Below are 16,129 nucleotides of genomic sequence, written 5' to 3'. Positions count from 1 at the left end.
GGGGGCCGATATACCGGCCCCCCTCTTTTTTATGCCGTCAGCCTTTCACTCTCCGAACATCCGGGTCAGGTGCCCCTTGAGCGTCGCCTCGAAGTCGGACTCGCGGTCGCCGCGGTAGACGAGCGATGAGCCGATCTCCGCGGCCAGAATGGCGAAGAGGTACTTCTGCGGCAGGTTCTTGATGCGCTTGGCATACTTGGGCTCGTCCCTGAGCATCTTGGGGAGGTGCGAGAGGATCGCCTTCTTGTAGATGGGCTGCAGGCAGAGTTGCGGCCGGTTCTGGAAGAAGCGATAGATGGTCGCGTACTGCTGGTTGATCTCCCCGCTCAAGGCGTCCGAGATCTCGGTGCAAAGAAGTCCCGGTTGCTCGCGGCGCCGCCTCAGGATCAGCCGCGCCTCGTCCGCCGCGCGCTGTTCGAGTATCTCCAGGACGTCCTGCACGTAACGCTCCTTGTGCGCCATGAACTCGCTCTCGGTGAGGAGCAGGTTGGCGATGATCTCGTAGGAGGAGGAGATCACCCCGCACTTGTTGGCCGAAGCGTCGCGCATGATGATGACCCCCTTCTTCTGCAACTGCACGCGCGCTTCCGGCGTGATGAAGGAGTTGGCCCCCTCGACGATCGCCCCCGCGGAGGGGGCGCCGCTGGGCAGCAGGTAATTCTGCCAGTTGTCCTTGTCGATGGTCTCCGGCCGTCCGCCGGCCGGAATGAAGAGGTCGGTCTTCACCGTGAAGGGGAGGCCCGCGTAGACCCTGGAGAACTCGTCGGTGGAGATCCATTCCTCCCTGAGCCCCTCGGCGGTCTTGCTCACCTTTTTGTACAGTTCGCGCAGGCCGTCGCGCCTACTGCCGCTGCGGTAAAGGAGGAAGCCGCCAGGGTGCAGCGCCTGCGGGTCGAACGCGTCAAGATCCTGCTGCAGCACGATTCGCCCCAGTTCCTTGCGGTCGGCCCCTTCCGGATCGCACAGGGCGGCGGTGCCGTCCAATACCAGCTTGACCGCGACCTGCGGGGCGCGCTCCAGGAGGATGCGCATGGCGTTGCCCGCCACGTCCCCGTTTGGGCCGCCGGTGAACTTGACGCTGAAGGGATCGCGGTAGATGTCGATGCCCAGCTCCGCCATGGTGATCTCGGCGAACTTCACGACGCCGGTCGAGGTGACGCCGTACTCCTTGTGGTTGATCCCCACCTCCTTGCTGGACATGATGCCGATGCCGAGGATGTAGCCGCGCCGCTTGGAGATGCGCGCAATGTTTTCGATCATGGAATCGTGCATGTTCTCGTCCGGCCCGAGCTCGATCGGCTCGTCCTCGCGGTAGTAGTCAACCACCGACGGGGAGCGCGCCACGCCGTGATCGGTGACGAAGATGTCCAAAAAGGCGTTGGTGACCCCGTGCTGCAGCTTGTACAGGCGCCAGTTCTCCATCTGGCGCTCGCTGCCGCGCTGCAGGTCCGAGGAGTCCAGGATCAGCACCAGCTTCGAGCCCCCCTCGTAGATGTCCTTGTTCTTCAGGTGCTGGGTGTGCGCCAGCACGAAGTTCTCCCTAAAGATGGTGTTCGAGTTGGTGATGAAGTCGTCCATGTTGCGGGCGATGACGGTGCGCCAGCCGCCGCGCGCGATGTCGGAGAAGCCGATGTGGTAGCCGAACCCGAAACGGCTGAAGAAGAAGGTGACCCGGAAGGGAAGCGCCTGCGGCAGGTCCGCGGTGAAGGCCGGGCCCAGTTCGGTCAGGTAGGTCGGGTCGAGCCGGAAGGCGAAGGCCTGCTTCTCCAGCACGAAGAAGTTGGTCTTTAACGTATGGGCGATGAAGATGAGGCAGCAACGGTAGATGGCGCGGCGTACCTCGTCCAGGTAGCGGTGACCCGTGTTGTAGTCGTTCACCGCCCGCACCGTCTCCTCCCGGATCGAGGCGTAGAGCGGATGGCTCTCGGTGATGGCGGGATCGAAGCGTGCCTTGAACAGCTTCACGAGCTGCAGCGACATCTCCGGGTGCGCGTGGAAGGCGTTCTGCACGTCGTCCAGACCGAAGCGGTCCGGCTGGTTATGGGCGAGGTTGGTGTGGCAGAAGGCGATGAACGCGTTCACCAGGGAGGCTTCCTCGCCGGTCATGACGTTGTTGGTCACGAACTCACGGTAGGTGTAGCTCTTGGTCGAGACGATCTGGGTGTTGTAGAGCTCCTGCTGCAGCCTGCGGTACAGCTCTGAGCCCGGCTCCAGCACCTCGCCCGAGCGCCGGTTCACCAGGAAGGTCCCCAGGAAATAGGGGTGGATGCCGTTGGAGATGGTGAGGCAGTAGGCGCGGTTGACGCCGAGGTCTAACCGGTTGAACACCTCCATGAGCTGCAGGAGGAACTCCTTCTGGGGCGGGTTGGCGACGGCGAAATGCACCCTCGATATCTTCACGTCCGGAGTCGGCTCGACGTGCAGGTATAAACCGCCGCTCCTGCTCGATTTCTGCAGCAGTTGCAGCACCTGGGCCACGCGCAGCGGCGAGGCCACCTTCACGTAGCTCTCGTTATTGAGCCAGAGGATCTTGAGCAGGCGGTCGAACTCCTTCATGTCGAACTCGGGATAGGTCGCGCGCAGCTCCGCGGCGATCTTGCGCAGCAGCCCCTTTGGGAGTTGCACGTCCTTCCAGGCCATGATGTCGTCGTTACTCTTGCGGTCGAACTCGAAGCGCTGTATCTCCAATGCCTGGTTCATCCCGGGCATCGGCCCGTCCGAATGGGTGATCATGGCATAGGAGATCTCCCGGTCCTGGAAGTGGCGCAGCGAATCGTACAACGATCCCGGTTCGTTGACCCTGGCGAGGATCAGGCTCTTGTCCCGGTCAGCCAGGATCAGGCGCCGGTTGCTCTTTAGGGAACGCAGCTCGCGCTCCAGAAGCACCAGCGCTTCCGGCTCGTCCTGCATGGAGGTGAAGAAGTAAGAATTTATCTGCTCTCTCAGCCACTTGCGGTTTTCCGAAAGCTCATTGGCAGCGCTTCTTCTGACATTGGCCTTGCTGGTCATGCTTCATTCCCCTTTTGCTTCGATATAACTGCTCCCACACCAGTATATCAGCGACAACGCCATTTGCTTAATTGATCATGGTTGTGATTGAAAAAAAGTTTGTTTTGAGTAAACAGACGACTGCACGACCCGATGATGGTGACGTTCCTTTCGAAGATAACATCGGTGGCTGTCGCGGGAAGCTGGCACCAGCGTGGTTCGGGCGGTCGGCATAAAGGTAAGGCGTGACGATTCACTACCGCCGACAAAACCAGTTGAAACCATGCCTGCTACTGAGTATGATGCCGTGATCGATAGAACGTTCGGGATGGAGGAGCGGTGCAGAGATACTTAACCGCCGAGGTACCTGGTACCGGCGGCATCATGAAAAATACCCCCGAGGACTTCATCGTCGAGGAGATTCCCGCATACCTGCCCAACGGGCAGGGTGAGCATTGCTACGTGGCCATCGAGAAGCGCGGCATCGCGACGCTGGAAGCCGTGCGCCGCCTCGCCAAGGCGCTTGGCGTGCAGGAACGGGACATCGGCTATGCCGGCATGAAGGACGCCGTAGGCATCACCCGCCAGACCGTCTCCATCCCCCGGGTTGCACCCGACAAGGTGCGCGCGCTGGATATCCCCGGCATCAATATCCTCTCTGCCGTCTTGCACGGCAACAAGCTGAGGCTTGGGCACCTGAAGGGTAACCGTTTCGAGATCAGGGTCCGCGAGGTGGCGCCCGGTGCGTTGGCACAGGCCGAGACCGTACTTGCCGTGCTGATGTCGCGGGGGGTGCCCAACCGCTTCGGCGTGCAGCGCTACGGTGTGCAGGGGAACACCCATGTCATCGGCGCGGCCATGCTGCGTCGCGATTATAAGGCGGCCGTCGATACCTTGATCGGTGACCCCGCGCAGGTGACGGACGAGCGCTGGCGGCAGGCGATACATGTGTACCGGCAGGGGGACCTCGCCGAAAGCCTCGCCCTGTTCCCCGGGCATTTCCGCACCGAACGCGAGTTGCTTGGCCGGCTGCAGCAGCGTCCCGACGCGTACGAGAAGGCTTTCCACGCCGTGCAGCCCCGCATGAAAAGGCTGTACCTCTCCGCATTCCAGTCCTCCCTGTTCGACCTGGTCCTGGAGCGGAGGCTGGAACGTCTGGACCAGGTGGAAGAGGGGGACATCGCCTTCAAGCACGACAACGGCGCCTGTTTCCTGGTTCAGGACGTGGCAGCCGAGGCGCCGCGGGTCCAGGCCTTCGAGATTTCCCCGACCGGGCCCATGTTCGGCTGCACCATGATGGAAGCCAAAGGTGCGCAAGGAGAATTGGAAGCCGGAATACTCGCCGCCGAGGGGCTGGTCCCGGAGAGTTTCAACCTTTCCGGTGGGCTCAGGATGGAGGGTGAACGTCGCCCGCTGCGGGTGCCGCTTTCGGCGGCCTCGGTGCGCCAGGAGGGAACTGATCTGCTCTTTGATTTCTCCCTGCCGCGCGGCGCCTACGCCACCTGCGTTCTCAGCGAGGTAATGAAAGATCAATAAACCCTGTTCCCCTTAAACGGGGTGGAAGGAGTAAGTCGTGGACAAACTGCAATTACAGGCACCCGCCAAGGTGAACTACCGATTGGACGTGCTTGGCAAGAGGCCCGACGGCTATCACGAACTGCGCATGGTCATGCAGCGTGTCGGCCTGTGTGACGAGATCAGCATCGCCCTGAGTGCGACTCCCGGTATCCGCGTTACCTGCGGTAAAAAGGGAGTGCCCGACGGTCCCGGCAACATCGCCTGGCGTGCCGCCGAGGCGCTCCTGGAGCTTTCCGGGAAAAAGACCGGCATCGACATCGCCATCGACAAGCGCATCCCTGTCGCAGCGGGACTGGGCGGCGGGAGCAGCGACGCCGCCACCGTGCTCATGGGAGTGAATGAGCTCCTGGGGCTCGGGCTTACCGATGAGCGCCTCATGGAGATAGGAGTGAAGCTCGGTGCTGACGTCCCGTTCTTCATCTTCAAGAAAACCGCGTTGGCTGAAGGCATTGGCGACAAGCTCACCGCGATGGAGTCGATGCCGAGTCTGTGGGTGGTTCTGGTTAATCCAGGCATCCATGTTTCCACCGCCTGGGTCTATCAAAATTTAATATTGACAGAGAAGGGTCCCGCCACTATAATTCGCGGTTCATACAGCAACGCGGCAGAAGTTGCCGAGCTTTTATCCAACGATCTCGAACCCGTAACCTGCGGAAAGCATCCGCTGCTGAACGAGGTTAAGGATATGCTGCTTTCCGCTGGAGCCAGCGGTTCTTTGATGTCCGGCAGCGGCGCTACTGTCTTTGGTATCTTCGAAGACGAAGCAGTCGCCAAGAAAGCCGCGGCAGACATCGCGGCGGCGCGTGGGTGGTTTGCGGAAGCGGTACAGACGCTGTAAGAGAAAAACAGAATATTGGGGCGTCGCCAAGCGGTAAGGCAACGGGTTTTGATCCCGTCATTCCCAGGTTCGATCCCTGGCGCCCCAGCCAATAATAACGGGCATTTACCTTTTTAGGTAGATGCCCGTTTTTGCTTTTGTGACCTTTTTCGTGACCGTTTTTACGGGCGTTGCAGGGGCGCTGCAGCCGGCGGAGATAGTCCCCACCCACTACCTATTTTACTGGACGCATTGTCATGGCAAACGTCCATGGCTTTTCAAGGATTTCTCCGTCTTCGGAGTCTACACCAATCCCGACAGCCCGCCGGTTGCGAGGTTGATGTGTCCAGACTCATGATCTAAACCTTATCTTGCTCTTTCTCGTCCTGTTTTTCCAGACGTTGATGATATTTCTGCGTAGGCAACGCTTTCGTCCCCCCGGAGAAAGCTTTCTCAGCTCAATACAACACATCCGTCGCTCGCCGGAAGCTTTCTCTGCCCAACGCAACGTTCCGTCGCTCGCCGGAAGCGTTCTCTGCTCAACGGAACGCTTTCGTCGCTTGCCGGAAGCTTTCTCTGCGCAACGCAACGTTCCGTCGCTCGCCGGAAGCTTTCTCTGCGCAACGCAACGTTCCGTCGCTCGCCGGAAGCGTTCTCTGCTCAACGGAACGCTTTCGTCGCTTGCCGGAAGCTTTCTCTGCGCAACGCAACGTTCCGTCGCTCGTCGGAAGCTTTCTCTGTGCAACGCAACGCTTCCGTCGCTCGTCGGAAGCTTTCTCTGCGCAACGGAACGCTTTCGTCGCTCGCCGGAAGCTTTCTCTGCGCAACGCAACGTTCCGTTGCTCGCCGGAAGCTTTCTCTGCGCAACGCAACGCTTTCGTCGCTCGCCGGAAGCTTTCTCTGCGCAACGCAACGCTTCCGTCGCTCGCCGGAAGCTTTCTCTGCGCAACGGAACGCTTCCGTTGCTTGCCGGAAGCTTTCTCTGCGCAACGGAACGCTTTCGTCGCTCGCCGGAAGCTTTCTCTGCTCAACGGAACGCTTCCATTGCTCGCCGGAAGCTTTCTCTGCTCAACGCAACGCTTCCGTTGCTCGTCGGAAGCTTTCTCTGCTCAACGCAATTCTTCTGCTGCTCGCAGAAAGCTTCCTTTGCTCAACGCAACGCATCAACCGTACAGCTGAAGCATTGTTTGAATTGGCTGGGGCGTGTAAAGGATTTTGACGGAGATTGGCTGTGGTGAACGGGCTGAGGTTTGCTCTCAAAAAAGGGAGGGGCTGATCGAGGAGCGTTGGAGACAAGTAAATGCCGCCCCCGCCGCAGGGGAGGGGCGGCATTACACGATATAAATTACAGCTGATCAAGCAACTGCTTTACTTCGGGTGTGCGTTTGGCGGCCTCGCCGGCGGCGATGGCCCTCGGATCGAGGTTGCCGTAGTAGGCGCCGTTGGCATCGTCGTCGATCATCAGGGCCGCACCGTCGAGGGCGATCCCGGCAAAGAGACCGCGACTGCGCGAATAGGAAAGGATCTCGCTTTTTAGGGTCACGTCGGTGGCACCCTCGGCGCTTCTCCCCACCGGGCCGGCGGCTACGGACGCGTCTGCGCCAAGCGTGAACTTGCCCCTGAGGACGCCGTCCACGCTCTTCCTGGTTTTGAACACCAGGACCAGATCGGTCGACTGGGCGCCGATCTGCCATCCCAGACTGCCGCCAGCTATCTTCACGAAGACTGGATCGCCCCAGTTACCCTTTTCGCCGCGCACGGTGAGGACGCCGGTGCCGTACCTGCCGCCGACCACGAAGCCGACCTTGATGACTTCGGGGATGATCATGATCCCTTCGGCGTTCTTCAGCAGCATCGGGGGGATCCCCTCCTCGGGTATGGCCTTGATCGCCTTGACGACTTCGACGCAGTCCTCGATCTTTCTCGACTCCTTGCCGGCGTAGGCCGGGGGGACCGAAGTTGCCAGTAGGACAGCGGCTACGGCTGCTGCCAGAAGTTTCATCGTTTTCATTTGGTGTTGTCCTCCTTTCCAGTGATACAGGTTAAGGTTTAATCAAAGGCAAATCCCCTCTGTCTCCCCTTCACAAAGGGGGAGGACGTGGGGGCTCCTTCACAGCTGCATGGTGAATATTTTGGGCTGCACAACTGTTAAAAGCGAAAGCTTGTGCAGTGCTTCCTTGAGGTATATTTTATTCCCCAGTATCTGCTGAAGAAACAAAAAAGCCGGGGCCGAATATCTGGTGATAGTTCGGCAACCCGGCAGTCTCGGTGAGACCCTGTAGGCTTTCCGCCCCATCCTCGCGGATGGTTGAGTATTGTCGCTAGGTCTTTGTCAGCCGTGTCGGGACTGGGTGTTCAGGTACCTGCCGAAGTCGGCATCGGTTTCGCGTATGTGGTGGGTGACCCAGTTACAGAGAAACCAGAGGAGTTCGACGGAGGCCTTCGTGTCAAGCGCCTGTCTTTTCTTCAGTTGCGCAATCTTGGTCCTGAATTGTCGGTGCTCCTCTTTGTGCGGCCCAAGCTTCGGGTAGGAGGAGTTCTCCATCCAACGCTCTTCGCAGCCGAAGTGCTGCATGGAATAGTCGATGAGGATCTCCAGCACGGAAGGGTCCAACTGGTGCCCCTCCCGGAAATGGTCATAGGTTTTGTTGAGATACTGCACCAGGCTCTGGTGGTGTTGATCGATCTCTTGTATGCCGACCACATAACAGTCCTTCCATTCAATTATAGGCATACTAGTTACATCTCCTCTTCATTGATAGGACCCGGCCCTTTGCAGAAGGACCGGGTCCATTTCATTTCCGTTATTGCGGGGTGAGGACGATTTCCCCAAGGTTCTTCGCCTCACCCTGGGCCACCGGCAATGCAGCCGAGGAATAGACGGCAAACCCGTTGGCGCTTATGAAGGTCTTGTAGTTCCAGCCCGGGTCACTCGCCGGTACGAACGCTGAGAACGGTGCCTGCCATTTGCCGCTGGTATAGGCAGCAAAGATCTGGCCGGAGGCGATCGGCGTGACATCGTTGATGGTGCCGCGACGCTTGATGGAGACGGTCGCGCTGCTCCAATTCTGCAGGGTGTTGCTGACGTTGCCGATGATGGAGCCGAACTGGTCCAGCATGTTGGCCATCTGGATCATCCTGATGCCGGTCGGCTTTAGGTTGTACTCGTTGCTGTTGCCGCGCTTCACCACTGCGGTGTTCGGGTCGAAGTCGATCATGACCGCGTTGATCACCCCCGGCTTGACCTCGAGGGGGCCGAGGATCTTGAGGCCCGAGGTCTGACCGCTCGGGGTGGTCAGAGGGATCTTGGTATTCGGGTCGGTCTTCAGGGTGAGGTAGTTGACCGGAGCCTGGTTTCCGTTCGGATTCGGGTACAGGACCAGGCGGATCTGCCGGTAGGTTCCTGCCGGCAGCACGATCTCGCCCAACGCCTGCTGGACGAATTGCAGGGTCATGATATCGATGACCTTTTCCTGCGGGTTGAACTTGGCCAGGACGGGGAGGGCCGGGTCGTTGTCTGGGGCATTTTCGTGGCCGGCGGGTACGACCCTGATCTCCTTGATGGAGATGACCAGGTTCTGGTAGGCGTCACTTGGCTTGTCGGTGATGGCGAGCTTGAGGGTTCCGGTGCTGGCGCCGCCGCCACCGCCGCCGCAGCCTCCGAGGTAAACCATTGTGGCGATGATGGCGCCGATGGCGATGATGACGGATCTAAAGGCAACAGTCGTGTTTCGCATAGTGCTAACCTCCTTTCACCTGAGAAAAGATTTAGTCCTTGTGATGCTTCTTGTGCCCTTTCTTCTTGCCGTGGTCGTGGTGCTCCTTCTCGTGGTGATCCTTTTCCTTCAGGTAAACCCTCTGGCGGTTTTCTACGTAGTAGGGGCGGCCGGAATCGTAATAGATATGTACTCCGGGGGGAGCGGGGATATAGCCGTTCAGGTTGATGTTAACGCCGACGGAACCGGCCTGCGCGGTTGTGACGCCGAGCATGCAGAAAACTGCTCCTGCCGCAAAGGTGCTCAGTAACGCTCTTATGTTCATGTCAGTTCCTCCTGGTGTATCAGCCTTTTCCTGTCCAGTCATAGCGGGAGTCGGGACGGAATGGGGGCTGGATTTTGGGCAATAAAAAAGCCGGGACCGAATATCTGTTTGATATTTCGGCGACCCGGCTGTCTCGGTGAGACCCTGTAGGCTTTCCGTCCCATCCTCGCGGATGGTTTAGTATTATCGTCTATCGTATGTGGTGTCGGGAAATTTGGTGGAACGATAGCTCAAGGCTTGAACCCTGTCAAGGAAGGTTTTTAAGTTCAGGGGCCAATTCCTCTAATTGGAGGCGAATGCTAGTGTCAAAAACACTAAAGTTTCCCCAGTAGTTGCCGAAATCTAAGATCATGGAGGCGGTCGTAGCACCGTCTTGTTTTAATGATTTTGAGCTGTATCGGGAGAGGGTATGGTGAGAAGCATCCTTGAGATCGGCAACGCCAAGTACAAGATCGACAGAATCGCGCTGGGCCGGTTCAAAGACGAGGTGCGCCAGAACTGGACCAAGGTGAGTCCCGACGTGGCGGTGCCGGAAGCCGGACGCGAGCTGTCGCTGGATGAATCGCTGGATGCGGTTTTCAAGGAAGTAATGCAACTATACAACGAATACGCCAAGACCGAGAGCATCGATGTCCTGTTGCGTTTAAAGGATAAGCTGGAACAGGTCTCGCTGAGGTACAAGAGCCTCGCGCTGGCTGAAGAGGTGCTCAATATCAACAGCTGCCTCCCCTACGAACGGCGCATACCCAAGGATTCGGAGATTCGCCCCACCAAGCATTGAGCGGGGCGCGCCGCGCTGGCGATCAGAAGATCGCCACTGCCGCTTCGGGGATGCTCGCCGTCTCCTCCTCGGTAACCGAACTTTCCTTCTTCAGGCTTTCCCACTCCTGCATGAGTTTGTCCGGCTCCGAAGTCTCCCGCTTCAGTAATTCGAGCAGCCTCAATTCGGAGTCGCCGGCGAAGGCGATGAACTTCACCCCGACCATCGAGAAGAAGCAGTGCACCACGCTGACCGTGATGATGAGCGGTTCTTTTCCAGGTTCAAGGGGAAGGGTGAGCCTGCAGGACTCGTTGAGAGGCACCATCAGGCACTCATCGGCGCTGATCAGGGCGCCGCGCAGGCTGACGTTTTCCAGACGGCAACGATATTTAATCTCATGATGAACCAATTCGCCGGGGGCACTGTATTTGACCCGGTGATAACGCCGCTGTTCCATCTCGCATCCTCCTCGCACACATCTAGTGTTGTTCGGCAGGGTTCTTATCGTCAACGATCCTTACTAACTGTAGCGATTTTTGTCAACAATCGGTTGTTGCGCGGCTTTTTTGCCGCGAGGAGCGAAGTATCCGGCGCGAGGCCGGCGGAGGGCTTCCCGGCAAGGGGGGAGGGGGGGTCGCATGGAAGCTTTTCGATTGACTTCACGGGGCAACTATTGTATTAAGTAGCGTTTCCTGGGTTTTGGATGCAGGCTGCCCCGCCGTCGCGACCGGCGCACGTGCAGCCAATTTATAAAAGAAAAATCAAAGAGGGCCGGTGCATTGATGGAAAACAAGATCAGGGTGTTCAGCGGTAACTCCAATCCGGTTCTGGCAGAGAAGATCTGTGACTGCCTCAGGGTCCCCCTGGGTAAGGCGAAGGTGAGGACCTTCTCCGATGGCGAGATCATGGTCGAAATCGGCGAGAACGTGCGCGGTCGTGACATCTACGTGGTTCAGTCCACCTGCTGCCCGACCAACAACAATCTGATGGAGCTGCTCATCATGATCGATGCCCTGAAACGGGCGTCCGCGGCGACCATCACTACCGTGATCCCCTACTACGGCTACGCGCGCCAGGACCGCAAGGCTGCCCCGAGGACCCCGATCACCTCGAAACTCGTGGCCGACCTGATTACCGCGGCCGGCGCCAACCGTGTGGTGACCATCGACCTGCACGCCGGTCAGATCCAGGGCTTCTTCAACATCCCGGTGGACAACCTCTACGCCGCACCGGTGCTTTTGGCCCACCTGAAGAGCCGTTTCGCCGACGGCCTCGACAACCTGGTCATGGTTTCCCCTGACGCGGGCGGCACCGAGCGCGCCAGGGCCTTCGCCAAGAGGCTCGGCTGCACCCTCGCCGTGATCGACAAGCGCCGCACCGGTCCGAACGTCGCGGAGATCATGCACCTGATCGGTGACGTGAAAGGCAAGTCCGCCATCATCCTGGACGACATGATCGACACCGCCGGCACCCTGACCCAGGCAGCCCTGGCGTTGAAGGAGCACGGTGCCGCCAGCGTCTACGCCTGCGCCACCCACGGGGTGCTCTCCGGGCCGGCCATCGAGAGGATCAACAATTCCGTCATCGAGAAGGTGGTCATCACCGATACCGTTCCGCTGGGCGAGAAGGCGGAACAGACCGACAAGCTCAGGGTGCTTTCCGTAGCAGACCTCCTGGCCGAGGCGATCCGCCGCATCCACGAGGACGAATCCGTCAGCTCCCTTTTCGTGTAGTACTAAAATAAAAACTGTCATTGGAAGATCAAATACCAAGATTGACATCGGAGGATGTATGAGTAAGCAGGTGCTGAATGTTGAACTGAGGGAAAAAACCGGTAAGGGTATCTGCCGTCGTCTGCGCGCCGCTGGCCGCGTTCCGGCCGTCGTGTACGGCAAGGGGATCGAGCCGATCTGCATCTCGCTCGCCCTGAAGGACCTCACCGAAGCCATCGCCGGCGAAGGCGGCCGCAACCATATCCTGACCCTGCAGGGCGTGCCGGCTCTGGAAGGCGCTAACGTCATCGTGGCCGACCTGCTGCGCGACTCCCTTAAGAACCACGCACGTCACGTCGACCTGCACAAGATCAACCTCGCCGACAAGGTGAAGGTACAGGTCAAGCTGAACCTGGTCGGCACCCCGGCTGGCGTGAAAGCTGGCGGCTTCCTCGATTTCGCCATGCACACCGTCGAGGTCGAGTGCCTCCCGGTTCACATCCCGGCGCACATCAACGTCGACGTCGTCGACCTCGCCATCGGCCACTCCATCCACGTGGGCGACATCAGCGCCCCGATCGGCGCCACCATCCTGAGCGATCCGAAGGCTCCGGTGGTCAGCATCCTCGGCCGCAAGGCTGGTGCCGAGGAAGAGGCCGCCGCCTAGTTCAGGACCGTTATGGCAGCAAAACTTATCGTAGGGCTCGGCAACCCCGGGCCCAAGTACACATGGACCCGCCACAACGCGGGTTTCATGGTTTTAGACCGCTTGGCAAGCCAGTCCAACATCGCCGTCACCAGGAAGGCCTTTTCCGGTCTTGCCGGTGACGGCAACTGGGCGGGCGAGCGGGTCTATCTCCTCAAGCCGCAGACCTTCATGAACCTGTCCGGCCGCTCGGTGGCCGAGGCGCTCCGCTTCTACAAGCTGTCCCTGTCTGATCTCATCGTGATCCACGACGACCTCGATATCCCGTTCGGCAAGGTGCGACTCAAGGAAGGGGGCGGTCACGGAGGGCACAATGGTCTCCGCTCGCTGGGGCAGGAGTTGGGCTCCAACGCCTTCGCCCGGGTGCGCGTCGGCATCGGCCGGCCGCTGCACGGCGACGTGGTTAACTTCGTCCTGACCAACTTCGCCAAAGAGGAGATGAACGAGCTGCTGGAAGTACTGGATACCTCCCTGGACGCCATGGAGATGGCCATAAAGGAAGGGATGCCCAAGGCCATGAGCATCTTCAACGCGAAGTAACGACCAAAAGGAAATAGCATGGGTTTCAACTGCGGCATAGTCGGTCTCCCTAACGTGGGAAAGTCCACCATCTTCAACGCGCTCACCTCGGCCGGAGCCGAGTCCGCCAACTACCCCTTCTGCACCATCGATCCCAACGTCGGCATCGTGTCGGTGCCCGATCCGCGCATGGACAAGCTTGCGGAGATCGTGCACCCGGAACGGGTCCTTCCCACCACCGTCGAGTTCCTCGACATCGCCGGCCTGGTCAAGGGGGCGAGCCAAGGTGAGGGGCTAGGCAACAAGTTCCTCGGGCACATCCGCTCCGTGGACGCGATCCTGCACGTGGTGCGCTGCTTCGAGAACGAGAACGTTGTGCACGTAAGCGGCAGCGTCTCGCCGGTGCGCGACATCGAGGTGATCCAGACCGAACTGGCGCTGGCCGACCTGGACACGGTCGAGAAGCGCATCCTGCGTACCGAGAAACAGGCGAGAAGCGGCGACAAGAAGGCCAAGGAAGACGTGGAGTTCTGCCAGAAGGTGAAAACGACCCTGGAAAAGGGGCTCTCGCCGCGCGACCTGCCTGAGAACGAGGACGAGAGACTGATCCTGCGCGACATGCACCTGATGACCGCGAAACCGGTGCTCTACGTCGCCAACGTGGCCGAGGACGACCTCGAGGGGAAACACCCCTACATCGAGGAGGTGCGCCAGTTCGCCGCCAAGGAAGGCAACGGCGTGGTCACCATCTGCGGTTCCATCGAGGCGGAGATCTCCGAGCTGGAGGGGGAGGAGAAGCAGGCTTTCCTCGAGGAGATGGGGCTTGTCGAGTCCGGTCTGGACCGCCTGATCCGCTCCGGCTATGAACTGCTCGGGCTCATCACCTACTTCACCGCGGGGGTCAAGGAAGTGCGTGCCTGGACCATCACCAAGGGGACCAAGGCTCCCGGCGCCGCCGGCGTGATTCACTCCGACTTCGAGAAAGGGTTCATCCGCGCCGAGGTCATCTCCTACAACGACTACATCGCCTCCGGCGGCGAGTCGGGCGCCAAGGAGAAGGGCCTGATGCGCCTGGAAGGGAAGGAATACGTGGTGCAGGACGGCGACGTCATGCACTTCAGGTTCAACGTATAGTTGCCGGGTGGGAGGGCGAATGATTATTCGCTCCTACAAAGGCTGCGGTATCCACTGTTACAGAGCATCTTTCCACTGTAGGGGCGAATAAATATTCGCCCTCCTCTGGATCTTTTGCTTGTCAAATTTTCATAAGTGTAGTAAGAAGTAACGTTCACCAGAGCGGCCTACAGGCCGTATCTCCTTGCTCCGGGTTGGACCGGGGCTAAATTAACCGTGAGGAGGCTTAACAATGAGCAGGATGTACGAGACGATTTACATCGTCCAGCCGGACCTCGGTGACGAAGAGATCAAAGCTCTTTCCACCAAGGTGCAGGACGTAATCGCCAGCATGAACGGCGATTTCAAGAGACTTGAGGACTGGGGCACCAGGAAACTGGCTTACCCGATCAACAAGAACCCCCGTGGCCGTTACTTTTACCTCCGTTTCGACGCAGATGCCCCGCTGATCGCAGAGCTGGAGCGTCGTCTGCGCCTTGACGACAAGGTGATCAGGTACCAGAGCGTGAAGCTCGAGCAGGAAGTGGTTGCACCGGCAGCCGCTCCGGCCAAAAGTGCCGAGGAAGGGACTGAGGAAGTGGCCGCGGCTGCTACCGAGGCTCCGGCCGAAACGACTACTACGGTGGAGGAATAAAAGATGGCAGACGAAAGAGCACCCCAGAGAACCAGCAGCGGGCCGAGGAAGAAGCGTCCGTTCCAGCGTCGTAAAGTCTGCCGTTTCTGCGCAGACAAGCAGGTAACCATCGACTACAAAGATCCCCGTACCCTCCGTTACTTCGTTTCGGAGCGCGGCAAGATCATCCCGCGCCGTATTTCCGGCAACTGCTCCAAGCACCAGAGGGAAATCACCGAGGCGATCAAGCGCGCCAGGAACATCGCGCTGCTCCCGATCGCCGGCAGCCACGCAACCGCCTAGGTGCCGCTGACGGTGAATCCGTTGCAGGGGAAGATTCTAGATGTGATCAAGGGGAGCGTCACCACGGTGACGCTCTTCCTTGCTTTCGTCTACCTCCCCGTGGTCGGTACCATTCCCGGTCTGTTCGCCTCGGCTCCGGCCGCGTTCTACGCGGTCAAGCGGGGGAGGGGGACGGGGGTGGCGGTGGTTCTTGCCAGTTGCGCCATTCTTCTCGGCGTCGGTGATCCCGCCGCGACGGCCATCTATTTATTACAGGCCGGCGTACTGTCGCTGGCGCTTCCCGAGTTCCTGCTCAGGAACAAGGGGGGAGCCCGATCCGTCATCTACTCGGTGGCGGTGACCATCGCCGTTCTTTTGGTCGCGGCGGTAGTGTACGGCATGGCAACCGGGGCCGACCTGCACGCCAAGATCAGCAAGGGCGTGCAGACGAGCATCAACCAGACCTCGCAGATCTACCAGAAGGCGGGTGTCAAGGGTGACGAGCTCAAGGCGCTGCAGGACTCGATGCACCAGGCCGGACAGCTGGTGATCACCATTTATCCCGCACTGGTCACCGTGGCCTACGGGATGATCGCCTGCATGAACCTGATGCTTCTCGCCGGCATAGCGGCGCGGCTGCGCATGCCGCTCTACGTCGGGGATTTCAGGAAGTACAAGAACCCGGAGCCGCTGATCTGGCTGTTGATCGTGGCGGGTTTCGGCACGCTGGTGCCGGAAACCGTGGTGCACCTCGCTTTCCTGAACGTGCTGATCGTCCTCGGCGCCGTCTACTCGGCGCAAGGGTTCGCGATCATCAGCTTTTTCTTCAGAAAGCTCCAGGTTCCCGTCTTTATCAGACTTTTGGCAACCCTGCTCCTGATCTTCCAGCCCATGATGGTGCTGGCGGTGGCGGCGCTGGGCGTATTTGATCTCTGGGCGGACTTCAGGTCCCCCAATAAACAGGAAAACCTGTAACTAA

General features: G+C 59.5%; 17 protein-coding genes, 1 tRNA gene and 2 riboswitches. Of the genes, 12 read left to right on the top strand and 6 right to left on the bottom strand.

The window, feature by feature from the left end:
* Positions 1 to 45 precede the first annotated feature (45 nt).
* Positions 46 to 3,009: an NAD-glutamate dehydrogenase domain-containing protein gene (locus tag KOL99_RS07530; RefSeq protein WP_216509853.1), complete on the bottom strand. Its 2,964-nt coding sequence runs from the start codon at positions 3,007 to 3,009 to the stop codon at positions 46 to 48.
* A gap of 318 nt (positions 3,010 to 3,327) precedes the next feature.
* Between KOL99_RS07530 and truD the strand changes: the two genes are divergently transcribed.
* From truD to KOL99_RS07510, 4 genes are all read left to right on the top strand, one after another.
* A complete protein-coding gene (gene truD, locus KOL99_RS07525) occupies positions 3,328 to 4,524 on the top strand; it encodes a tRNA pseudouridine(13) synthase TruD (RefSeq protein WP_216509852.1) in 1,197 nt (398 codons plus the stop codon).
* Positions 4,525 to 4,561: 37 nt separating this feature from the next.
* Positions 4,562 to 5,404, top strand: coding sequence for a 4-(cytidine 5'-diphospho)-2-C-methyl-D-erythritol kinase (ispE, locus tag KOL99_RS07520; RefSeq protein ID WP_216509851.1), 843 nt, complete (start codon positions 4,562 to 4,564; stop codon positions 5,402 to 5,404).
* A gap of 16 nt (positions 5,405 to 5,420) precedes the next feature.
* A tRNA-Gln gene (locus KOL99_RS07515) sits at positions 5,421 to 5,495 on the top strand.
* A gap of 627 nt (positions 5,496 to 6,122) precedes the next feature.
* Positions 6,123 to 6,602: a hypothetical protein gene (locus tag KOL99_RS07510; protein WP_216509850.1), complete on the top strand. Its 480-nt coding sequence runs from the start codon at positions 6,123 to 6,125 to the stop codon at positions 6,600 to 6,602.
* A 126-nt stretch (positions 6,603 to 6,728) separates the two neighbouring features.
* On the opposite strand, the gene KOL99_RS07505 is transcribed toward KOL99_RS07510, so the two are convergent.
* From KOL99_RS07505 to KOL99_RS07490, 4 genes are all read right to left on the bottom strand, one after another.
* On the bottom strand, positions 6,729 to 7,394 hold the full coding sequence (locus KOL99_RS07505; protein WP_216509849.1) for a lipid-binding SYLF domain-containing protein: 666 nt from the start codon (positions 7,392 to 7,394) through the stop codon (positions 6,729 to 6,731).
* A 236-nt stretch (positions 7,395 to 7,630) separates the two neighbouring features.
* Positions 7,631 to 7,707, bottom strand: a riboswitch (cyclic di-GMP riboswitch).
* 8 nt (positions 7,708 to 7,715) lie between these two features.
* Positions 7,716 to 8,117: a bacteriohemerythrin gene (locus KOL99_RS07500; RefSeq protein WP_216509848.1), complete on the bottom strand. Its 402-nt coding sequence runs from the start codon at positions 8,115 to 8,117 to the stop codon at positions 7,716 to 7,718.
* A 70-nt stretch (positions 8,118 to 8,187) separates the two neighbouring features.
* A complete protein-coding gene (locus KOL99_RS07495; protein WP_216509847.1) occupies positions 8,188 to 9,120 on the bottom strand; it encodes a DUF4382 domain-containing protein in 933 nt (310 codons plus the stop codon).
* 31 nt (positions 9,121 to 9,151) lie between these two features.
* Positions 9,152 to 9,424 (bottom strand): hypothetical protein, encoded by a 273-nt coding sequence (locus KOL99_RS07490; RefSeq protein WP_216509846.1) that lies wholly within the window; start codon positions 9,422 to 9,424, stop codon positions 9,152 to 9,154.
* Positions 9,425 to 9,539: 115 nt separating this feature from the next.
* Positions 9,540 to 9,616, bottom strand: a riboswitch (cyclic di-GMP riboswitch).
* Between the two features lie 217 nt (positions 9,617 to 9,833).
* Here KOL99_RS07490 and KOL99_RS07485 point away from each other — a divergent pair.
* Positions 9,834 to 10,205, top strand: a complete 372-nt coding sequence (locus KOL99_RS07485) for a hypothetical protein (RefSeq protein ID WP_216509845.1) — start codon at positions 9,834 to 9,836, stop codon at positions 10,203 to 10,205.
* A gap of 22 nt (positions 10,206 to 10,227) precedes the next feature.
* On the opposite strand, the gene KOL99_RS07480 is transcribed toward KOL99_RS07485, so the two are convergent.
* Positions 10,228 to 10,641, bottom strand: a complete 414-nt coding sequence (locus KOL99_RS07480) for a PilZ domain-containing protein (RefSeq protein ID WP_216509844.1) — start codon at positions 10,639 to 10,641, stop codon at positions 10,228 to 10,230.
* 325 nt (positions 10,642 to 10,966) lie between these two features.
* Between KOL99_RS07480 and KOL99_RS07475 the strand changes: the two genes are divergently transcribed.
* From KOL99_RS07475 to KOL99_RS07445, 7 genes are all read left to right on the top strand, one after another.
* Positions 10,967 to 11,917, top strand: a complete 951-nt coding sequence (locus KOL99_RS07475; protein WP_216509843.1) for a ribose-phosphate pyrophosphokinase — start codon at positions 10,967 to 10,969, stop codon at positions 11,915 to 11,917.
* 58 nt (positions 11,918 to 11,975) lie between these two features.
* Positions 11,976 to 12,563: a 50S ribosomal protein L25 gene (locus tag KOL99_RS07470; protein WP_216509842.1), complete on the top strand. Its 588-nt coding sequence runs from the start codon at positions 11,976 to 11,978 to the stop codon at positions 12,561 to 12,563.
* 12 nt (positions 12,564 to 12,575) lie between these two features.
* On the top strand, positions 12,576 to 13,142 hold the full coding sequence (gene pth / locus KOL99_RS07465; RefSeq protein WP_199393919.1) for an aminoacyl-tRNA hydrolase: 567 nt from the start codon (positions 12,576 to 12,578) through the stop codon (positions 13,140 to 13,142).
* Positions 13,143 to 13,160: 18 nt separating this feature from the next.
* The gene (gene ychF, locus KOL99_RS07460) at positions 13,161 to 14,255 is read left to right on the top strand and encodes a redox-regulated ATPase YchF (protein ID WP_216509841.1); all 1,095 of its coding nucleotides are present in this window, start codon (positions 13,161 to 13,163) and stop codon (positions 14,253 to 14,255) included.
* Positions 14,256 to 14,487: 232 nt separating this feature from the next.
* Positions 14,488 to 14,889 carry a 30S ribosomal protein S6 gene (gene rpsF / locus KOL99_RS07455; protein WP_183350615.1) on the top strand — a complete coding sequence of 134 codons (402 nt, stop codon included), beginning with the start codon at positions 14,488 to 14,490 and terminating at the stop codon, positions 14,887 to 14,889.
* A 3-nt stretch (positions 14,890 to 14,892) separates the two neighbouring features.
* Positions 14,893 to 15,171, top strand: a complete 279-nt coding sequence (gene rpsR / locus KOL99_RS07450) for a 30S ribosomal protein S18 (RefSeq protein ID WP_183350613.1) — start codon at positions 14,893 to 14,895, stop codon at positions 15,169 to 15,171.
* A gap of 12 nt (positions 15,172 to 15,183) precedes the next feature.
* Positions 15,184 to 16,125: a YybS family protein gene (locus tag KOL99_RS07445; protein ID WP_216509840.1), complete on the top strand. Its 942-nt coding sequence runs from the start codon at positions 15,184 to 15,186 to the stop codon at positions 16,123 to 16,125.
* Positions 16,126 to 16,129: the final 4 nt, after the last annotated feature.

Origin of the sequence: Geomonas azotofigens (assembly GCF_018919395.1) — a bacterium.
GTDB lineage: Bacteria > Desulfobacterota > Desulfuromonadia > Geobacterales > Geobacteraceae > Geomonas > Geomonas azotofigens.
This window is presented reverse-complemented; position numbering and strand designations above follow the sequence as displayed.